The 20,889-nt window shown below is 29.3% G+C and carries 20 protein-coding genes and 1 riboswitch; all 20 genes read right to left on the bottom strand.

Annotation, left to right across the window (positions count from 1 at the left end; all coding sequences use genetic code 11):
• Position 1: 1 nt before the first annotated feature.
• Entirely contained in the window at positions 2-649 is a 648-nt protein-coding gene (rpe, locus tag ACZJV1_RS06935) for a ribulose-phosphate 3-epimerase (RefSeq protein ID WP_460287824.1), read from the bottom strand.
• Positions 643-1,512, bottom strand: a complete 870-nt coding sequence (gene rsgA, locus ACZJV1_RS06930) for a ribosome small subunit-dependent GTPase A (RefSeq protein WP_411170497.1) — start codon at positions 1,510-1,512, stop codon at positions 643-645. The genes rpe and rsgA overlap by 7 nt, the downstream gene beginning before the upstream one ends.
• Before the next feature lie 112 nt (positions 1,513-1,624).
• Positions 1,625-3,577, bottom strand: coding sequence for a Stk1 family PASTA domain-containing Ser/Thr kinase (gene pknB, locus ACZJV1_RS06925; RefSeq protein WP_463651835.1), 1,953 nt, complete (start codon positions 3,575-3,577; stop codon positions 1,625-1,627).
• 1 nt (position 3,578) lies between these two features.
• Entirely contained in the window at positions 3,579-4,298 is a 720-nt protein-coding gene (locus tag ACZJV1_RS06920; protein WP_460287828.1) for a Stp1/IreP family PP2C-type Ser/Thr phosphatase, read from the bottom strand.
• A gap of 15 nt (positions 4,299-4,313) precedes the next feature.
• Positions 4,314-5,345, bottom strand: coding sequence for a dual-specificity RNA methyltransferase RlmN (gene rlmN, locus ACZJV1_RS06915; protein ID WP_463651834.1), 1,032 nt, complete (start codon positions 5,343-5,345; stop codon positions 4,314-4,316).
• Between the two features lie 8 nt (positions 5,346-5,353).
• Positions 5,354-6,673: a 16S rRNA (cytosine(967)-C(5))-methyltransferase RsmB gene (gene rsmB / locus ACZJV1_RS06910; protein WP_411170493.1), complete on the bottom strand. Its 1,320-nt coding sequence runs from the start codon at positions 6,671-6,673 to the stop codon at positions 5,354-5,356.
• 10 nt (positions 6,674-6,683) lie between these two features.
• Positions 6,684-7,382 carry a zinc metallopeptidase gene (locus ACZJV1_RS06905; protein ID WP_411170492.1) on the bottom strand — a complete coding sequence of 233 codons (699 nt, stop codon included), beginning with the start codon at positions 7,380-7,382 and terminating at the stop codon, positions 6,684-6,686.
• Positions 7,383-7,427: 45 nt separating this feature from the next.
• Positions 7,428-8,354, bottom strand: a complete 927-nt coding sequence (gene fmt / locus ACZJV1_RS06900) for a methionyl-tRNA formyltransferase (protein ID WP_463651833.1) — start codon at positions 8,352-8,354, stop codon at positions 7,428-7,430.
• A 15-nt stretch (positions 8,355-8,369) separates the two neighbouring features.
• Positions 8,370-8,813 (bottom strand): peptide deformylase, encoded by a 444-nt coding sequence (def, locus tag ACZJV1_RS06895; protein WP_411170490.1) that lies wholly within the window; start codon positions 8,811-8,813, stop codon positions 8,370-8,372.
• Positions 8,814-8,824: 11 nt separating this feature from the next.
• Positions 8,825-11,023 carry a primosomal protein N' gene (gene priA / locus ACZJV1_RS06890; RefSeq protein ID WP_463651832.1) on the bottom strand — a complete coding sequence of 733 codons (2,199 nt, stop codon included), beginning with the start codon at positions 11,021-11,023 and terminating at the stop codon, positions 8,825-8,827.
• A 57-nt stretch (positions 11,024-11,080) separates the two neighbouring features.
• Positions 11,081-12,280 (bottom strand): bifunctional phosphopantothenoylcysteine decarboxylase/phosphopantothenate--cysteine ligase CoaBC, encoded by a 1,200-nt coding sequence (gene coaBC / locus ACZJV1_RS06885; RefSeq protein ID WP_463651831.1) that lies wholly within the window; start codon positions 12,278-12,280, stop codon positions 11,081-11,083.
• A gap of 2 nt (positions 12,281-12,282) precedes the next feature.
• A complete protein-coding gene (rpoZ, locus tag ACZJV1_RS06880) occupies positions 12,283-12,507 on the bottom strand; it encodes a DNA-directed RNA polymerase subunit omega (RefSeq protein ID WP_322546209.1) in 225 nt (74 codons plus the stop codon).
• Positions 12,488-13,126, bottom strand: a complete 639-nt coding sequence (gene gmk / locus ACZJV1_RS06875; protein WP_460287836.1) for a guanylate kinase — start codon at positions 13,124-13,126, stop codon at positions 12,488-12,490. The genes rpoZ and gmk overlap by 20 nt, the downstream gene beginning before the upstream one ends.
• Positions 13,126-13,395: an extracellular matrix/biofilm regulator RemA gene (gene remA / locus ACZJV1_RS06870; RefSeq protein ID WP_042396960.1), complete on the bottom strand. Its 270-nt coding sequence runs from the start codon at positions 13,393-13,395 to the stop codon at positions 13,126-13,128. The genes gmk and remA overlap by 1 nt, the downstream gene beginning before the upstream one ends.
• Before the next feature lie 14 nt (positions 13,396-13,409).
• Entirely contained in the window at positions 13,410-14,291 is an 882-nt protein-coding gene (locus tag ACZJV1_RS06865; protein WP_463651830.1) for a YicC/YloC family endoribonuclease, read from the bottom strand.
• A 307-nt stretch (positions 14,292-14,598) separates the two neighbouring features.
• Positions 14,599-15,966 (bottom strand): NCS2 family permease, encoded by a 1,368-nt coding sequence (locus ACZJV1_RS06860; protein ID WP_460287838.1) that lies wholly within the window; start codon positions 15,964-15,966, stop codon positions 14,599-14,601.
• 108 nt (positions 15,967-16,074) lie between these two features.
• Positions 16,075-16,176, bottom strand: a riboswitch (purine riboswitch).
• Positions 16,177-16,248: 72 nt separating this feature from the next.
• A complete protein-coding gene (locus ACZJV1_RS06855; RefSeq protein ID WP_463651829.1) occupies positions 16,249-17,220 on the bottom strand; it encodes an asparaginase in 972 nt (323 codons plus the stop codon).
• A 476-nt stretch (positions 17,221-17,696) separates the two neighbouring features.
• Positions 17,697-18,092 (bottom strand): PBECR3 domain-containing polyvalent protein, encoded by a 396-nt coding sequence (locus tag ACZJV1_RS06850; RefSeq protein WP_460287840.1) that lies wholly within the window; start codon positions 18,090-18,092, stop codon positions 17,697-17,699.
• Between the two features lie 147 nt (positions 18,093-18,239).
• Positions 18,240-19,718 (bottom strand): stage IV sporulation protein A, encoded by a 1,479-nt coding sequence (spoIVA, locus tag ACZJV1_RS06845; protein WP_460287841.1) that lies wholly within the window; start codon positions 19,716-19,718, stop codon positions 18,240-18,242.
• 175 nt (positions 19,719-19,893) lie between these two features.
• Positions 19,894-20,889, bottom strand: a complete 996-nt coding sequence (locus ACZJV1_RS06840; protein WP_463651828.1) for an NAD(P)H-dependent glycerol-3-phosphate dehydrogenase — start codon at positions 20,887-20,889, stop codon at positions 19,894-19,896.

Genomic DNA, 20,889 nt, shown 5'->3' with positions numbered 1-20,889 from the left:
TTTATTCTCCTCTTAGAGCTTTTATATTTTCTTTTAAATTTCCATCGCCAAAAATAGCTGAACCTGCAACTAAAACATTCGCTCCTGCATCTACTATAACTTTAGCATTTGTTTTATCTACTCCTCCATCTACTTCTATTAGTAAGCCTTTATTAGACGATAAACTCATTTCTTTAACTTCTTTTATTTTGTCTAAAGCGTAAGGTATAAATTTTTGACCTCCAAAGCCAGGATTAACTGACATTATAAGAACTAAATCTAATTTATTTATAATATCTTTTAAGACAAAAGTTGGTGTTCCTGGGTTTAATGAAACCCCAGCTTTTACACCTTTTGATTTAATGTATTCTATAGCTCTATCTATATGCTTTTCAGCTTCATAATGTATAGTTATTATATCTGCTCCAGCTTCTATAAAATCATCTATATATCTTGATGGATTTTCTATCATCAAGTGAACATCAAATACCTTATTAGTTTTATTTCTTATTGATTTTATAACTGGTAATCCAAGACTAATATTAGGTACAAAGTTTCCATCCATAACATCTATATGAATAAGATCAGCACCTGCCTTATCTAAGTTTATAATTTCTTCACCTAACTTTGAAAAGTCTGCTGATAATATTGATGGTGATATCTTTACCATTTGTATTTTTCCCCCTCTAACAATTCTTCTAGTATTCTTATATAAAAATTATATCTTGTTTCGTTAATTTTACTTTCTTGTAATGCCTTTTTTACTGCACATTCAGGCTCTTTATTATGAAGGCATCCTCTAAACTTACAGTTATGATTATATTCTTCAAATTCTGGAAAACAATATCTAAGTTCTTCTTTTTCCATAAAACCTATTTCTATATTTGAGAATCCTGGGCTATCTACTAAATATCCATCTTCTATTTCTATAAGCTCACTATGTCTTGTAGTATGTTTTCCTCTACCTATTTTTTCTGATACAACTCCAGTCTCCATATGAATTCTATTAATAAGTGTATTTATAAGAGTGGACTTACCAGCACCTGATGGTCCACATAAAACTGTTTCATTATTTTTTAATCTTTCTTTAAGGAGTTCTATACCTTCTCCCTTTTTAGCATTTATAAATAAAACGTCATATCCTATATCATTAATTTTTTTCTTGACTTCTTCTTTTTCCTCTTCTGTTGCCAAATCTACTTTATTTAAGCAAACTATTGCCTTTATATTATTGTATTCACATAAAATTAGAAATCTATTTAAAAGATCAAAGTTAATGTCTGGACTTTTTATTGCAAACACAACAAAAGCTTGTGTAACATTTGCTACAGTAGGCCTTATAAGCTCTGATGTTCTATCAAAAATATCTTCAATTACTCCCTTTGAATTAGAAACACTTATATCCACACTATCTCCAACCATAGGCTTCATATCCTTATGTCTAAATTTCCCTCTAGCCTTACATTCTATAATACCTTCTATAGTTTTAACATAGTAAAACCCACCAATTCCCTTTATTATTTTTCCTTCCATGCTTCCTCCAAATAATTTAATCTTTATATTTATAATAAACAGATTTCATCAAAAAATGCAAATAATTTTTACATAAAATAAAAATCAGCTTTTTAGCTGATTTTTATTTTAATTACTGATTATTACTATCTTGTGGTTTTTCAGGCTTATCTTTCTTAGTTGTTAATGTTACTGTTCCACCTTTTTTAACTTCTGGTGTAAAATCAGTTACTATTGCATCATCATCTTTTGGCCCTTTAATATCTACTTTAAGTCTAGCAACATCTAACCTTGCTTTTGCCTCTAAAAGTGTTGTTTCATTTGCCTTAATTCCCAAATCACTTACATTTATCATCTCTTCTTCAAATTTTCCTACAGTTAAAGTTATTGAAGTTCCTTCTTGAACCTTAGTTCCAGTAATTGATTGACTTAATACAATTCCATCTTTCTTACTATCGTGTGTTACTTCCTCTTTAACATCTATCTTTAGCCCTTTTAGTATTTCTTGTGCATCTGATAAACTTTTATTTACTACATCTTTTACATCTACAAGCTTAACTTCTTGACCTTTACTTATAACTAATTCTATCGAAGTATTCTTATTTATTTTTGTTTTAGCTGCTGGATTTTGTTTAATTAAATATCCTTTTTCTACTGAGTCACTATATTCTTCTTTTATATTATAATTTTTAAGTCCTTGAGACTCTAAAATTTGCTTTATATTTGTAACTTCATAATTTCTAAAATCAGGCATCTCTACTTGCTCTTCTCCTGCTGAAACAACAACTTTTATAGTTGAATCCTTCTTTACTTTTGTTCCTGATTTAGGATCAACTTCTAATATAGTATTCTCTGGCTTATCACTTTTCTTTGTATCTTTTACTTCTAGTTTTAAGCCTAGTTTAGAAATCTCTGATTTAGCTTCATCTACAGTTTTTCCAACTATATTAGGTACTTCAACTTCCTTACTACTTCCCTTTCCACTAGCTAAGAAAAATCCTAGAGAGCCTAGAATAAGCACTGCAATTATAATACCAATTGTAATTAAAGCTTTTTTTATTCCATTTTTATTCTTATTTTTCTTTTTATTTGAAAAATCATCTTCATCTTCAAAATCATCGTCATCATAATCTTCTTCAAAGTCATCATCATAGTAATCATCTTCTAATTTAGAAACATGGGATGTCTTTTGACTTTGAGCGTTTATTGGTGTCATAATAATAGTGTGATCACTATTATCTACTACTGAATTACCAATAACTACGTCAGGATTTTCTTGTATTTTTTGCAAGTCCTGAATTATTTCCTTAGAATTTTGATACCTTTTTATAGGCTCTTTTTCCATTGCTTTAAGTATTAATTTATTTAAGCTATCTGGAATAGCAGAATTAATATTTTTAGGTGAAACAGGTTGTTCTTGCAAATGCTTTAGTGCTACTGTAACTGGAGAATCCCCTTCAAAAGGCAATCTTCCTGTTACCATTTCATATAAAACTATACCAAAAGAATATATATCAGATCTGAAATCTATATAAGTTCCTTTTGCTTGTTCAGGTGAAAGATAATGTGCTGATCCAATAATACTTGTAGTATTCGTTATAGTTTGAGAATCCGTAGATTTAGCTATTCCAAAATCGGTAACTTTTACTTCTCCAGATTCAGTAACTAATATATTTTGTGGTTTTATATCTCTATGAATTATATTATTTTTATGTGCGCAATCTAAAGCTTTTGCTATTTGAAGTGCTATTTTTATAGCAGTATTATAACTAAGCTTCCCACTATAATTAATAAGTTCCTTTAATGTTTTTCCACTTATATACTCCATTACTATATAGTCCATTTCATCTTGAGTTCCTACATCTAAAACATTAACTATATTAGTATCTGATAAATTTGCAATGGCAGTTGCTTCTCTTTTAAACTTCTGGGAAATCTCTTCATTGTCTGCAAATTGCTTTTTTAATATTTTTACTGCAACATATCTATTTAGCTTATTACATTTTGCTTTATAGACTTCAGACATCCCACCTTCCCCTACTTTTTCAAGAAGCTCATATCTACCACCTAGTATGATTCCATTCATATTACACCTCTCCTCCAAATAACATTACAGTTATATTGTCTCTTCCACCTTTACTTCTTGCTAGTTCAACAAGTTTATCACAAATATCCTGTAAGTCTTTTTCTTCTATTTCAAATGATAAAACCTCTTCTAAGTTTATTTCATTAGTTAACCCATCAGTGCACATAACAAAAAAATCAAATTTATTTTGTTTTAAGTTAAATATATCTATTTCTACAACTTCCTCTGTCCCTATTGCTCTCGTTATAACATTTTTTTGAGGATGCTTTATAGCTTGTTCCTCAGAAATACTACCACAATCTAAAAGTTCCTGAACTAACGAGTGATCTTTCGTTATTTTTGTAATACTATTAGATTTTATCCCAAAGCAACAACTATCTCCAACATTAGCTATTTGAATATTATTTTTAGTTATTAAGCATGCAACTATTGTTGTTCCCATGCCATTATAAGTTTCCTTACAATGAGATAAATTATATACCTTCAAATTTGCATGCTTAATAGCATCCTTTAATATATCTTTACTACTTCCATTCTCAAAATTATCTTTTATGTATTTTATTAAGGATTTAGAAGCAGTCTTGCTAGCAATTTCACCAGCATTATGCCCTCCCATTCCATCTGCTACTACATAAATTTTAAAGTTATCTTCTTCATAAAATTCTGCATAATCCTCATTTAGGTTTCTTACGTTACCAACGTCACTTTTTATACCAACCATAAACACCCACTCCCCCTATTTTTTAGCCTTTAAGAAATTTCTCCTTAACTGACCACAAGCCGCGTTAATGTCACTACCCATTTCTCTTCTTACTGTAACTTCGATTCCATTCTCACTTAATATCTTTTCAAATTCCTCTATTGTCTTTTTTGACGGCCTTTTTAGTGTGTTTTCTTTTATTTCATTAACAGGTATAAGATTAACGTGACAAAGTCTACCCTTTAACAATTTTGAAAGAGATTTTGCATCTTCTTTTCCATCATTTATACCTGATACTAATGAATATTCAAAAGTTATACGTCTTCCAGTTTTCTCAATATAATAATCGCAAGCATCTAATATTTCTTTTATAGAATATTTATTTGCAATTGGCATTATTTCTCTTCTCTTTTCATCACTAAAAGCATGTAGTGATATGGCTAATGTTATACTATACCCCTTGTCTGCTAGCTCATAAATCTTAGGAACTAATCCACATGTTGAAAGAGTTATATGTCTTTGACCTATATTTAGTCCATATTCAGCATTTACTAAATCTAAAAATTTAGTAACATTTTCGTAATTATCAAGGGGCTCCCCACTCCCCATTAATACTATATTAGAAATTCTCTCTCCAATAATCTTTTGAGCTATTATAACTTCTGATAAAATTTCACCTGCAGTTAAATTTCTAACTCTACCTTCTAAAGTTGAAGCACAAAACTTACATCCCATTCTACATCCAATCTGTGTAGAAATACATATAGAATTCCCATGCTTATATTTCATTATTACACTTTCAATGATGTTTCCATCATTGAAAGCTAATAATAATTTTTGTGTACCATCTAATGTAGATTCAAAACTTTCTATTACTTCTGGAATTCCTATATGAAAATTCTCCTTAAGCTTTTCTACTAACTTCTGTGGTAAATTTTTCATTTCTTCAAAATCCCATACATTTTTGTATATCCAAGAAAAAACTTGCTTTGCTCTAAAAGCACTTTCTCCATTTTCCTTCATCCATAAGGAAAGTTCTTCTAAACTATAATTTAATATATTATTCATTATATCACCTATTTTATCTTCTTTATTTTTCCCATAAAGAAACCATCCATAGAATCACTTGGTAATATAGTTAAACTTCCATCTCCATTATATATAAAGTTATTGTTGTTCCCTATATATATTTTTTCTATAGCTGCATCGTTATGCTTTGATAAAAACCATTGTATATTTTCTTCATTTTCTTCTTTATTTAATGTGCATGTAGAATAAACAAGAGTTCCACCTGGTTTCAAGTATTGCCAAGCATTTTCCATTATTTCCCTTTGTATTGGAACTAAATCTTTTAATTGTTGTCTTGTTTTATTCCATTTTATTTCTGGTTTCTTTCTTATTATTCCAAGTCCTGAACAAGGTACATCTATTAAGACTTTATCTCCATAACTTATATAGTTAGAATCAAGCTTAGTAGCATCCATAGTTTTACACACTATATTACCTAACCCTAATCTATTTGCATTTTCTTCTATAAGAGATAATTTGTGTTCATGTAAATCAAATGCTAATACTTCTCCTGTATTACATAATAACTCAGCAATATGAGTAGTTTTTCCACCTGGTGCTGCACAAAGATCTAAAACTTTATCTCCTTCTTTTAAATCTAGTAATGGTGCAACAATCATCGCACTTTCATCTTGAACTGTTATAAGTCCTTCTTTAAACAATTCATTATCTTCTATTCCTTTTCCACCTTGTATAGCTATAGCTTCTGGACATGCATATCCTTCTTCTATATTATATCCAGTATCTTCAAGTCTTCTATAAACATCATCGTAGTCAGACTTAAATTCATTTACTCTAACAGTAACTTTTGGTGTTTCATTTAAGCCTGCCATTAATCTCATAGTTCTTTCTTCACCATATTGTTTTATGAAAAGTCTTATCATCCATGGTTGAAAAGAAAATTTGTATGCAAGTTCATCTATTCTATTTCCTGGAACTAAAATTTCCTTTTCATCTTTTATATAGTTTCTTAAAATACCATTTACAAGCTTAGATGATTCTAAAGAAACTTCTTTAGCCTCTTCAACTGCTTCATTACAAGCTGCATATTCTGGTATCTTATCTAAAAAGTACATTTGATAAATTGCTACTCTTAATATATTTAATACAGTAGTATCAATTAGGTTTATATCCTTAACAAAATTTCCTATTAATACATCTAAGGTTCTTTTTCTTCTTAAAGTTCCATAAACAATTTCTGTTATAAGTCCTTTATCCTTATCTTCTATTTCTCTGCTACTAAGTTCATTTGAAAGAACTAAATTAGAATATGCTCCTTCTTCTAAAACTCTTTGTATTATTTGTCTTGCAAGTTTTCTACTGTTCATTCTTCACCTCTTAATTATCGTTATATCTATTATTTATAGCTATTAATCTTAATAACTGAGAAATAGCCATAAGCGTTGCTGCTACATATGTCATTGCAGCTGCATCTAGAACTTTTTGTGCTCCTTTTAATTCATCTCCATATAAAAATGTTCTTGTTTTTAATATATTCAATGCTCTTGTAGATGCATTAAACTCCACTGGAAGAGTTATTAATTGATAAATTACTGCTCCTCCAAAAAATATTATTCCAACCTTTGCAAATAAAGGATTGCCTAAGAATATACCTATCATGAATAACCATATTGATAAGCTACTTCCTATATTAACAGCTGGCGCTATTCTAGTTCTTAAAACTAAAGGGGCATAATGAGTTTGATGTTGAATCGCATGCCCACATTCATGAGCTGCTATACCAGCAGCTGCTATAGTTGCTCCATCATATACTTCTGGTGAAAGTCTTATAACTCTTGCTGATGGATCATAATGATCTCCAAGGTGTTTCCCATATCTTTCTATTCTTACATCAAAAAGACCTGCACCATCTAATATACTTCTTGCAACTTCACTTCCAGTAACACCACTTAAGGTTCTAACAGTTCTATACTTTTTGTAAGCACTATCTATCTTAAATTGTGCCCAAAAAGCTATTATTATAGCTGGTATTAAAATTATATATGTTGGATCAAATAAAAATCCTGGGTAAAACATAAAACCCTCTCCTTTTATATAAATTTTAAACTATACTTATGTTGATTAAATAACCTTCTTATTTAGTTCTATTTCATTACCATTTATATACTGCTCTATAGTTAAAGGCTTTCCATTTGGAAATTGAATTTTTTTAATTAATAATACTCCTGAGCTAGTTGAAACTTTCATTCCTTCTTTGGATACACTAATTATAGTTCCTGGCTCTTTATTACTAGCTTCTGATAAAATTTTACTTTCATATATCTTCATAGATTCTCCATCATAAGTAGTATGTGCAATTGGCCATGGATTTAAGCCTCTAATTAAATTATGAATATCCTTAGCAGAATTATTCCAATTTATTTTTCCTAATTCCTTATTTAACATTTTAGCATAAAATGTTTCTTCACTTTGTTTTTCCGGAGTAATTTTACCTTGTACTAATCCCTCTATAGTATTTATTAAAAGATCTGCTCCTCTATTCATTAAGATATCATGTAAATCACCTGTTGTCATATCATCAGTTATTTCTACCTCATCTTTAAGAAGCATATCTCCAGTATCAAGTCCTACATCCATTAGCATAGTAGTATTACCTGATTTCTTTTCACCTTGTATTATAGCCCAATTTAAAGGAGCTGCTCCTCTATACATTGGTAATAATGATGCATGTAAATTTATACATCCATATTTAGGTATATCTAATACTTCTTTAGTTAAAATTTGCCCAAAAGCTACTACTATTATAAAATCTGGCTTTAATTGTTTTAGATAATCTAAAGCCTCTTTGTCTTCTTTTAGCTTAACTGGCTGAAAAACAGTTATATTATTTTCTAAAGCTACCTCCTTAACTGGAGAGTAAGCCATCTTTTTTCCTCTTCCTTTTGGTTTATCAGGTTGAGTAAATACACTTTCGACTCCATACGTCTCTATTATTTTTTTTAAAGATGGTACTGAAAAATCTGGAGTTCCCATAAATACTATTTTCATGTTAATCCTCCTTTGCTATTTTAGATAATCTACAAATAAAGTCCCATTTAAGTGATCATTCTCATGAAGTACAGCTCTTGCTAAAAAGTCTGTTGCTTCTAATATAAATTCTTTACCTTTTTCATTTAAAGCTTTTACCTTTACATAGTTAGGACGTTCAACATCTGCAAATTCTCCTGGTACACTTAAACATCCTTCTTCTCCCATTTGAGTTCCTGAAACCTCTAGTATTTCTGGATTTATAAAAACTCTAAGACCATAATCATCATATATATCTATAACAAATATTCTTTGAAGTATTCCAACTTGAGGTGCTGCAAGACCAACTCCATCGGCTTCATACATAGTATCTGCCATATCATTAATTAACTTTAATGTTCTCGGTGTTATTTCAGTAACAACCTTACACTTTTTCCTTAATGCTTCATCGCCATTTTTTCTTATATTTCTAATTGCCATTTTATTACCTCCTAAGTCAAGTTATTTGGATTAATATCAATAGTTACTTTTACTTCATTATATACATTCTTGTTTAATTGATAAAGTTTATCTTTTATTTTTTTGCAAAAATCTAAAGATAAATCACCTTTAAATAATATTTGCCATCTGTAATTATCTTTTATTTTAGATATAATACATGGAACTGGTCCTAACATTTCTACATTTAGATAATCTTCTTTAATTTTTTCTAAATCATTTTTTAATATATTCATAAACTCTTTTAATGATTTTTCATTTTTTGAAGACCCATTTAATAATAGTATTCTACCAAAAGGAGGGTAATACATCAAACCCCTAGCTGTAAATTCTTCATTATAAAACCCTTCATAATCATAATTTTTTGCATAGATTAAACTATAATGTTGTGGATTATATGTTTGAACTATAACTTTACCTTCTTTGCTTCCCCTTCCAGCTCTTCCTGCAACTTGTGTTATTATTTGAAAAGTTTTTTCTGCTGATCTATAGTCTGGTATGTTTATTGACATATCAGCAGCTAAAACACCTACTAAAGTAACATTTTTAAAGTCTAATCCCTTTGATATCATTTGTGTTCCTATAAGTATATCTCCTTCTCCACTTTTAAAAGAGTTATAAATATCTTCATGAGAATTTTTATTTCTTGTTGTATCTACATCCATTCTTAAAACTCTTGCATCTTTGAAGTACTTTTTAACTTCTTGTTCAACTCTTTCTGTTCCTGCACCAAAATGCTTTACATATTTACTATTGCATTTTGGACAAACTTTTTGCTGTTTTTGCGCAAAGCCACAATAATGACATACTAGGTATCCATTTCTATGATACGTCATAGATATGTCACATTTATGACATTTAAATACATATCCACAACTTCTACATGATACAAAAGTTGAAAAGCCTCTTCTATTTAAAAATAGAAGAACTTGTTCTTTTCTATTTAAAGTTTCTTTAATTTCTAAGAAAAGTTTTTTACTAAACATAGATATATTCCCACTATTTAATTCTTCTCTCATATCAACTACATCCATTATAGGCATGGGCTTATTATCTATTCTATTATTTAACTCTATTAGTTCTATTTCTCCTATAATAGCTCTATAGTAAGTTTCTATAGAAGGGGTTGCAGATCCTAATATGACTTTACATCCCCTTATCTTACTGATAAATTCTGCAACTTCTCTGGCTTGATACTTCGGATTTTGTTCTGACTTATAAGTATTTTCATGCTCTTCATCTATTATGATTAAACCTAAATTTGAAACAGGTAGAAATAAAGCACTTCTTGCTCCTATAACAAGCTTAGCCTTTCCAGCTTTAACTCTATACCATTCATCATATCTTTCACCATCTGATAATCTACTATGGAATACTGCTACTTCCCGTCCAAATCTTCCTTTAAACCTTTCAATCATTTGAGGCGTTAAAGAAATTTCAGGAACTAATACTATTGAAGATTGCCCTTTAGAAATGGCTTCATTTACAAGGCTCATATAAACCTCAGTTTTCCCAGAACCAGTTACACCTTTTAATAAAAATACATTATTAGAAGATTTTTTTATTATGTCTATAGCATTATATTGATCATCATTAAGCCTTGGCTCTTTATAATATTTATATTCTTTGCAGTTATACCTATATACTATTTCTTCTTCTACCTTTAAATAACCATCTTTTATTAATTTATTAATTTTATATAGAGAAAGTGAATAAATGTTTGTAAGCTCACTTTTATTATATTTTCCATTGTTACACCTTACAAAATTTAATATATCTCCATACTTCTTCTCAATTTCTTCACTATAATTAGTATTCTCAACTGCTATAACCATTTTAGATTTATTTTTAGCACCTTTTAATATTCCTTGAGGAATAAGCAATCTAATAGCATCTATATATTTACACAAATAATTTTCTCTTATAAAGTTTATAAGCTTTAAATCATCTATACTTAAAAGCGGTTCTATAGATTCTATATTTTTTATCTTTTTTATTTTTATACCTTCTATTTTTTCTTCTATTATAGACACTACAAATCCATCTGCAATAGAATTTTTAATTCCAAAAGGCACCTTTACCCACTGACCAATTTTTATATCCTTCTTGATTTCCTCTGTTACTTCATAAGTAAATGGTTTATCTATATCTAAAGCATCACTATTTATCACAACTTCTGCATATATTTTCAAATTTATCACCCTTTTATTAGGTAGTATTTTTCCCTTATAATAAGAAGAAAGCGCATTTTAGCGCTTTCCTAATATAGTTTCAAAGATCTTTGATGCAACTTCTTTTTTACTCATCTTATCTAAATATATTTCTTCTCCACCTTTTGAAATGATAATAACTTTATTATCATCACTTCCAAATCCAGTGTCAGCACTTGTAATATCATTTGCTACTATATAATCTAAATTCTTTCTTTCTAATTTCTTTTTTGCATTTTCTACTACATTATTACTTTCTGCTGCAAAACCTACAAGAATTTGATTATTTTTCTTTTCACCAAGAATTTTTAATATATCATTATCTCTTACAAAGGTTAAGGTTAAATCCCCTTCTCCTTTTTTTATTTTCTCATTACTATAATTTTTTATTTTATAGTCTGCAACTGCTGCAGATTTAATAACAATATGACTTTCTTCAAAATTGTCTAAAATTGCATTTTTCATTTCTTCATTTGTTGTTATATTTATTACTTTTATTCCAGCAGGTGGATTTATATTAGTAGGCCCCGATACTAATGTAACATTAGCACCTCTACGATTAGCTTCTTCTGCTATATAATACCCCATCTTTCCTGTTGATCTATTTGTAATAAATCTAACTGGATCTATTTTAGAATAAGTAGGCCCTGCACTAATTAAAACATTTTTACCTATTAAATCTTTAGACTGTTCTTTTTCATTTAGAGCCTCTAATACTCTTTCTACAATTGTATTTACATCTGTCAACTTTCCTTTTCCTAAGTCCCCACAAGCAAGCCTTCCCGAAGCTGGTTCTATAAATTCATATCCATATTTTTTTAACTTTTCTATATTATCTTGAACTATTGGATTTTCATACATATTAGTATTCATAGCAGGTGCAAAAATAACTTTTGCTCTGGTTGCCATAATAGTTGTAGATAACATATCATCAGATATTCCATTTGCAACTTTACCAATTATATTTGCAGTAGCTGGTGCTACTAAAAAAACATCTGCTCTTTTTGCTAGTGATATATGCTGTATTTCAAAAGCCTTTGGTTCAGCAAACATATCTGTTACCACCATATTTTGACTTAATGATTGAAATGACAATGGAGTTACAAACTTAGTTGCAGAATCAGTCATAATAACTCTTACATCAATATCCTTTTTCCTTAAAGCACTTATAATATCTAAAGCCTTATAAACTGCAATTCCTCCACTTATACCTATACATACACACTTTTTATTATTCATTTTTATTTCAAACCTTCTTTTGTAGATGTAGCTTCATATCCAACTTCACCTTCATTAACTTCATTTATAGCAATAGTTAGAGGCTTCTTTGATTTTGTTGCAACTAATGGCTCACTTCCATTTATTATTTGTCTTGCCCTTTTTGAAGTAACTATTACTAATGAATATCTATCATCTACCTTTTTAAGTAAATCCATTATTGATGGATTAATCATAGAGTTGTTCATGAATTAAACCCTCCTTAGAATCTAAAATTGTATTTTCTTTTATTCTATCAACTCTGCATTTTTCTGCAGCTATAATTGACTCAACTTTTGATACCGCTATATCTAAAGTATCATTTACTACAGCATAATTATATTTTGAAACATAGTTTATTTCTTTATATGCATTTTTAAATCTTGTCATTAAAGATTCCTCTGTTTCACTACCTCTTTTTATTATTCTTTGTTTTAATTCTTCCATTGAAGGTGGAAGTATAAATATAAATACACCTTCTTTAAAATTCTCTTTTACTTGTAATGCTCCTTGTATATCTATTTCTAATATAACATCTTTTCCTTCTTCAAGCATTTTTTCAACATTAACTTTCGGAGTACCATAAAAATTTCCATGGACATTAGCATATTCTAAAAATCCATTTTCTTTTACTTTTGATTCAAAAACTTCTTTTGTAAAAAAGTAATAGTTTACTCCCTCTACTTCTCCTACTCTTGGAGCTCTTGTGGTAGCTGAAACTGAAAGATAAATATTTTTATCTTTCTCTAATAAGGCTTTACAAATAGTACCTTTTCCTGCTCCCGAAGGACCTGAAATAACTATTAAAACCCCTCTATTGCTCTGCATTATTCATCAACCTCATCTACTGCCTCATCTTTAACTACAAGTCTATGTGCTACAGTTTCTGGCTGAACTGCTGATAGTATAACGTGATCACTATCTGTTATTATAACAGCTCTTGTTCTTCTACCATAAGTGGCATCTATTAACATTCCTCTATCTCTAGCCTCTTGTATTATTCTTTTAATAGGTGCTGACTCTGGACTTACAATCGCAACAAGTCGATTAGCTGAAACTATATTACCAAATCCAATATTAATTAATTTTATACCCATTACTTTCCTCCTAATTATTCTATATTTTGTGATTGTTCTCTAATTTTTTCTATTAGATTTTTTATGTTAATGACATAGTTTGTCATATTCATATCGCTTGATTTTGAAGCTATTGTATTAGCTTCTCTATTCATTTCTTGGATTATAAAGTCTAATTTTCTTCCTATTTGGCCCTCTTCATTAAATGTTTCTCTCATCTGATTTAGGTGACTCTTAAGCCTAGTTATTTCTTCATCTACAGCTGATTTATCTGCTATTATAGCTATTTCTTGTGCTATTCTAGCTTCATCTATTTCTATTCCATCAAGTAAATCTTTAAGCTTATTTTCAAGCTTCTTCTTATATGTATTTGGTACTGTATCTGCTATTTCTTCTATTTTATAAACTAATGATTCTATTTCATTTAGCTTGCTTAAAATATCTTCTTTAAGTTTTTCACCTTCATTAATTCTCATATTATCCATCATAATAAGAGCTGAATCTATAAGAGGTTTTATTACTTGCCAAATCTCTTCTATAGAACTTTCTTCTTCTACAATTGTTATAACATCTGAAAACCTAGCAATTTGAGTTGCTGTTATATCATTTTTTACACCTAAATTTCCCTCTATTTCTTTTAAACAATTATAATAACTCTCTGCAAGCTTTAAGTTTAGCCTTGCTACCCCTTCACCAGTTGAATAACTTTTTTGATTAATAAATATATCTACTTTTCCCCTAAAAAGCTTCATATTAATCAATTTTCTAATTTCCTCTTCTAAAGAAATTATACTTTTAGGTAATCTGATATTTATATCTAAGTACCTACTATTTACACTCTTCATTTCTACTGAAAATAAATATTTATTTCCTTCTTCACTGCTAGCTCTGCCAAAGCTAGTCATACTTTTAACCATATATGCCTCCAAAGTTTATCTTTTATTCTTTATATATATTGTTCCTATAAATTCTTATTAACTTATATAAATTAGAACTATAAAATCCTTATATTAATTAACAAACTTCTTTAGAACATATATATATTAGTTCATATATAATTTAACTGTCAATATAATGTTCACAAATTGTTAACATTTTATTTTTCAATAACTAAAAAGAAGTAGAAAAGTTAATATTCTACTTCTTTTTAGGCTTATTAATATAAAATACTTTTTTAATTTATAAAATTGAACATTTTAAATATATTTTATATTTAATTACGTCTTATAAAACAGTTAGCTTAAATATAAAAATTATAGCAAGAATTATCATAACTACTGAAACCTTTGTTTTGCTTTCTTTATTTTTACAGAATATATTATGAACTAAATTTATAATTACATATGATAATATTCCTATAGTTAAACCATCACCAATACTATAAGTTAAAGCCATAGCTGTTATTGTTAAAAAGGCTGGAACACCTTCTGTTATATTTGTAAAATCTATTTCCTTTACAGCTCCAAGCATTAAATATCCAACATAAATTAACGCAGGTGCAGTTGCACAAGATGGTATTGCTATAAAAATTGGTGAAAAGAACATTGATAATAAGAATAATATTCCTGTAGTTATAGCTGTATATCCCGTTCTACCCCCTGCTGCTACTCCTGTTGAGCTCTCAACATATGTTGTAACAGTTGAAACCCCCATAACTGCTCCAAATGTTGTTGCTATAGCATCAACTAATAAAGCACGTCCAGCATTAGGAAGATTACCATCTTCATCAAGCATATTTGCCCTTGATGCTACTCCAACTAAAGTACCTACTGTATCAAAAAAATCTACAAACAAGAAAGTGCAAACGATAACAATAAATTTACCTATATTTTCTAAGTTCGCTATATGAGAGAAATCTAACTGCCCTGCTATTGGTGCAATACTCTCAAACTTAAATATACCCTTAGGTAAATATATTCCAATACTAGATGCTGCTTCTGGATTTATTAAAGCGTATCCCCAAGCTAGTAAAGTACTTGTAACTATACCAAATAAGATAGCTCCTTTAACATTTTTCTTGTCTAAAACAGCTATTATTACAACTCCTACTAATGCTATTACAACTGTTGGAGTAAACTCCCCCATGCTAACTAATGTTGCATCATTTTTTACAACCAAACCTGATCCTACCATTCCTATAAAGGCTATAAAAACACCTATCCCTGCCGTTACAGCATGCTTCATAGTCATTGGAATCGCATTTACAACAGCTTCTCTTACTTTAAATAGAGATAACAATATAAATATAATACCTTCAATAAAAACTGCTGTTAAAGCTGTTTGCCAAGAAATTCCCATTCCTATTACAACTGAAAAAGCAAAGAAAGCGTTTAGTCCCATTCCTGATGCTAAAGCAAAAGGTAAATTAGCAAATAACCCCATTAAAATACAAGCCATAGCTGCTGTTAAACATGTAGCTGTAACTAATGCCCCAGCAGGCATTCCAGTTTGAGATAGTATATTAGGATTTACAGCTATTATATAAGCCATAGTTAAAAAAGTTGTAACACCTGCTACAATTTCCCTTTTAAAATTTACATTTTCATTTGATAGTATAGGCAATAAGCCTTGCTTTTTTGATGAGTTTTCCATTACAATCCCCCTAATATTTTATATATATAAAAAGTCGCTATAAATTATCTAAATAGATAACTCATAGCGACTTTTCACCAAATATAAATTATATAACTATAAAACTATATAATTCACACTTTTACTCATAGTCAAGATTTTTACGGTATCCTGGTAGAAACTAATGACCCTTATTGTCACTATTATATGAGGTATCTCTTACGAATATTATTATACCCTAAATTTTGTAAACCTGTCAACCGAAACGTATAAATTCTTATTATGTTAATCTAAAATTCGTATTTATTGTTGAAAAAAGTCTTTTATATCAATTTCTTTTTTACTTGAAATAGCTACTAGAAGCTTTATCCTCGCTTTTTGTCCAGGCATACTCTCTTCAAAAAGCACCCCTAAATCCTTAAGCATCTTACCTCCACCTTCATATCCATATGATTCATATACCCTTCCTTCAAAACATCTAGAAACTACAACTACAGGAATATTTCTATTCAACGCCCTTTTTATTCCATCAACCATAGTTGGTGGAACATTTCCTCTTCCCATTGCTTCAATAACGATTCCTTTATATCCTTTATCTATAAAATAATCTATGTAATCAGAATCCATTCCAGCTACGCATTTAATTAAAGCAACATTTCCCTCTATGCTATCAACATTATAAGCTTTATATTTCTTTGTGTTTCTATAAAATAAAACCTTATTGTTGTCTACTATTCCTATAGGTCCAAAGTTAGGAGTTCTAAATGCATTAAGCGCCATAGAATTTGCCTTAGTTACTTCTGCTGCTGAATTTAATTCACCATTAAAACAAACTAAAACTCCTCTCCCTTTTGCATCTTCAGAAATAGCAGTACATATTGATGTTGCTAGGTTAAAAGGTCCATCATATCCAAGTTCTGAACTGCTTCTCATTGCACCAGTTACTACTATAACTTTTTCTGTATTTATTGTTAAATCTAGAAAATATGCAGTCTCTTCTAAAGTATCTGTTCCATGGGTTAATACAACTCCCTCAATATCTTCTCTATCTACTAATCCTTTTATAAATTTGCTAAGCTCTAACATATTTTGAATTGTCATATGTGGAGAAGGTTTACTAGAAAAACTATACGACTCTACCTCTGCAAATTCTTCTATCCCAGTTACCATAGACATTATTTCTTCACCAGTTAAACTAGGGACTGCTGCCTTTATTCTTTCATCAACTTTCATAGATATTGTTCCACCATTAAAAACTACTGCTACCTTTTTCATACTTCCCCTCCTAAAGTTAATAATTAAATATTTTACCTTATTTAAATTTAATATCTGCAGCTATTACATTATAAGTTCTTTAATTTAATATAATTATATATAAAAAAGTCGCCAAGACGAGCTTGCCGAGTCGTCGACTTTTTTCACGCATGTGCATTTCCGAAGCTTGCCTGAGGAAAATCTTGCACGCGCACTTTATTCTATTTTTTTACTCTATAGGGCTAACTTTAATAACTTATACGCTATAAATAATTTATTCACAGATTTTAAAAATATAATTTCCTATGGAGTAAAATAAAAACTCTTGGATAGTCCAAAAGTTTAAAAATAGATTATTGGTAGGTCGACTTATCCTACATCTCTTATTACTGATATTTCAGCGTGTGAGGAGCCATTTCTCACCTCAATAATCATATTTATTTTAAGCCAATATAAATATTATAGCTTTGGGATTAAAATGTTTCAACTTTTATTTATTATTTCCATCTTATAAGCTTTCCACTATATAGTTTGTTATTTATTTTTACATCGCTTATAGGATACATTGTAGAAACATATATATAATCTCTTTTATTATCTATATCTATACCTATTAGTATATTGGTATCTACTTTTTTTATTAATTCAATGTGAGTTCCCTTTTCAGTTAGCTTATATACCCCTATATAATCTGGATCTTCAATTATTTCTCTCATGAACTCTATTAAATTTCCAGATATTTTTTTACTTAAGTGTTTACCATGTCTCTTTTTAATATGCTTTATTACTCCTGGGGATGCATAGATGGTACCTGTAAATTTTACCCCTAAGTTTTCTGCCATTTTTTCTTTAAAATATCCTACTCTCTTATAGGCACAAAATTTTTCTTCCATAAATATCCCTCAATTCTGTATAGTGTATATTAGCTTTAATTTTTAAACATTCTATATAATATATTATTCATTGATGATACATAAATTTACTAATATTTTAATAGACAAAAAAAGAGGCTAGTCAAATTTATGACTAACCTCTTTATATTATAGTATTATGCAGATTAAACCACCGCTACCTTCATTTATTATCTTTTGAAGGGTTTTTTGAATTTTTATTTGGACATCATCTGGCATTTTATATAATTTATTTTGTAGGCCTTCTTTAATTAATACCTCTAAAGGCTTTCCAAACATATTACTTTGCCATAATGATGCAGGATCCTTTTCAAATTGCTCCATTAATGATTTTACCAATTCTTCACTTTCTTTTTCTGATCCCATTATAGGGCTTATTTCAGTTTTAATATTGGCTTTTATAAAATGTAATGACGGAGCTGATGCTTTTAATTTAACTCCAAACTTAGTTCCTTGTTTAACCATTTCTGGCTCTTCAAATTTCATTTCTGCTAGTTGTGGTGCTACAAGACCATATCCGGTCTCTCTTACATCAATTAACGCATCCTTTACTTTATCATATTCTTTCTTAGCAAAATTAAGTTCTTTTATTAATGATAATAAATCACTTTCTGATTGAACATTTAAATCGCAAATTTCACTTAATATGTTATAGAATATTCCATCTTTAGGTTTCATTGTAATTGTAGCTGTACCCTCTCCCAAATTAACTGAACTCATCTCTGTTGGAGCTAAATTCTCTTCTTCTTTTAATAAATTTAATGTAGACCTAATATCTCTAACCTTGCTTATGTTTTCACACATTTCTTTTACTATATTAAAGAAATTTTTCTTAAGCCAATGCTCAGGCTCTAGTTTCTCAACCCAACTTGGCATATTAATATTTATTTCCTTTACAGGGAACTCCTTAAGTACATGCTTAAATATATCTTCTACATCATTTTCGTTCATGTTTGCTACATCCATAGCTTGAACTGTAACATCATATTTTTCTTCTAAATCTTTTTTCATTGCTCTTGTTTCTGGAGCATTGACATATTTAGTGTTAAGTACAACTATAAAAGGCTTATTCATAGCCTTTAACTCTTCTATTACTCTTTCTTCTGCTTCTAAGTACTCACCTCTTTCTATGCCTGTAATACTACCATCAGTTGTTACTACAAGGCCTATGGTTGAATGATCTGTTATAACTTTTCTAGTTCCTATTTCTGCTGCATCTTCAAAAGGTATTTCGTATTCATACCATGGAGTATTTACCATTTTAGCTTCTTCACCATCCATATATCCTACTGCACCTTTTACAATGTATCCGACACAATCAACCATTCTAACTTTAAATTTTATGTCCTCATCAATAGTTATTTCTACTGCCTCATTCGGAATGAATTTAGGTTCCGTTGTATGAATACTCTTTCCTGATCCACTTTGAGGTAATTCATCCTTTGCTCTTTCTTTCTTATAGTTATTATCAATCTTTGGTATTACCATAAGGTCCATGAATTTTTTAATAAATGTTGACTTACCTGTTCTAACAGGACCAACAACACCTACGTATATGTCTCCCTGTGTTCTTTCAGCTATATCCTTGTATATATTAAAACTGTCCACGGTGTACCCTCCCATTTATTTTTAACACTATATATATATTCAAGGATATAAAAAAATATACAACTTTTTAAAATTTTAATTCTTCCCTGAATTTTATATATAATAATATATTATTTCAAATCAGATAATATTACTTAACAATAAAGGAGAAGTAAAATTTACTTCTCCTTTATTGTTAATATATTTCGTTTTTTCTTTCTCTTTCCATTAAATCTACAACAGCCTCTTTAGGATTTTTATTTTTAAACAATATTTTATATAGAATATCTGTTATAGGCATCTCTATATTTAAGTCTTCTTTTAATTCATAGAAAGCCTTGCAAGCTTTAATTCCTTCTACTACCATTCCAACTTCATTTATAGCTTGATCAGTTGTTTTTCCTTCACCAATTAAAAATCCTGCTTTTCTATTTCTAGAATGAAGACTAGTACATGTTACTATAAGGTCTCCCATTCCAGTTAGGCCAAGAAATGTCTCAGCTTTTCCACCTAGTTTCATTCCTATTCTAACTATTTCAGCCATCCCTCTAGTCATAAGAGCTGCTTTTGAATTATCGCCATACCCAATTCCATCACAAACCCCAGCTGCTAATGCTATTATATTTTTAACTGCACCACCAATTTCAACACCTACTAAATCATCATTTGTATAAACTCTAAAGTTTCTATCTATAAATAGATCTTGAACTTTTTTTGCAGCCTCCATATCACGCGAAGATACAACAACTGTTGTTGGTATATTAAAAGCTACTTCTTCTGCATGACTAGGCCCAGATAATATTACAGCTTTATTATTAGGTAATTCCTCTTCTATAACTTGAGACAATCTTAAATTACTCTTCTCTTCGATTCCTTTTGCTATACTTATAATAATAGCATCATCGTTTATTTTTCCTTTTAATGATTTCGCTACAACTCTTATTACATGAGATGGAACTGATAAAACTATAAAATCTGCATCTCTTATAGCATCATCTAGATTAATATAAGCAGTGACATTTTCAGGTATATGTAAATTTTTAATATATCTATCATTTTTTTTATTTATATTAATATCATCAACTACATGTTTATCTCTATCATATATACTAACTTTATTTCCCTTGTTAGCTAATAATATTCCTAGAGCAGTACCAAAGCTACCTCCTCCTAAAAAAGTCACATTCCTCAT

The sequence above is a fragment of the Clostridium sp. LS3 genome (genome assembly GCF_055330225.1).
This window is presented reverse-complemented; position numbering and strand designations above follow the sequence as displayed.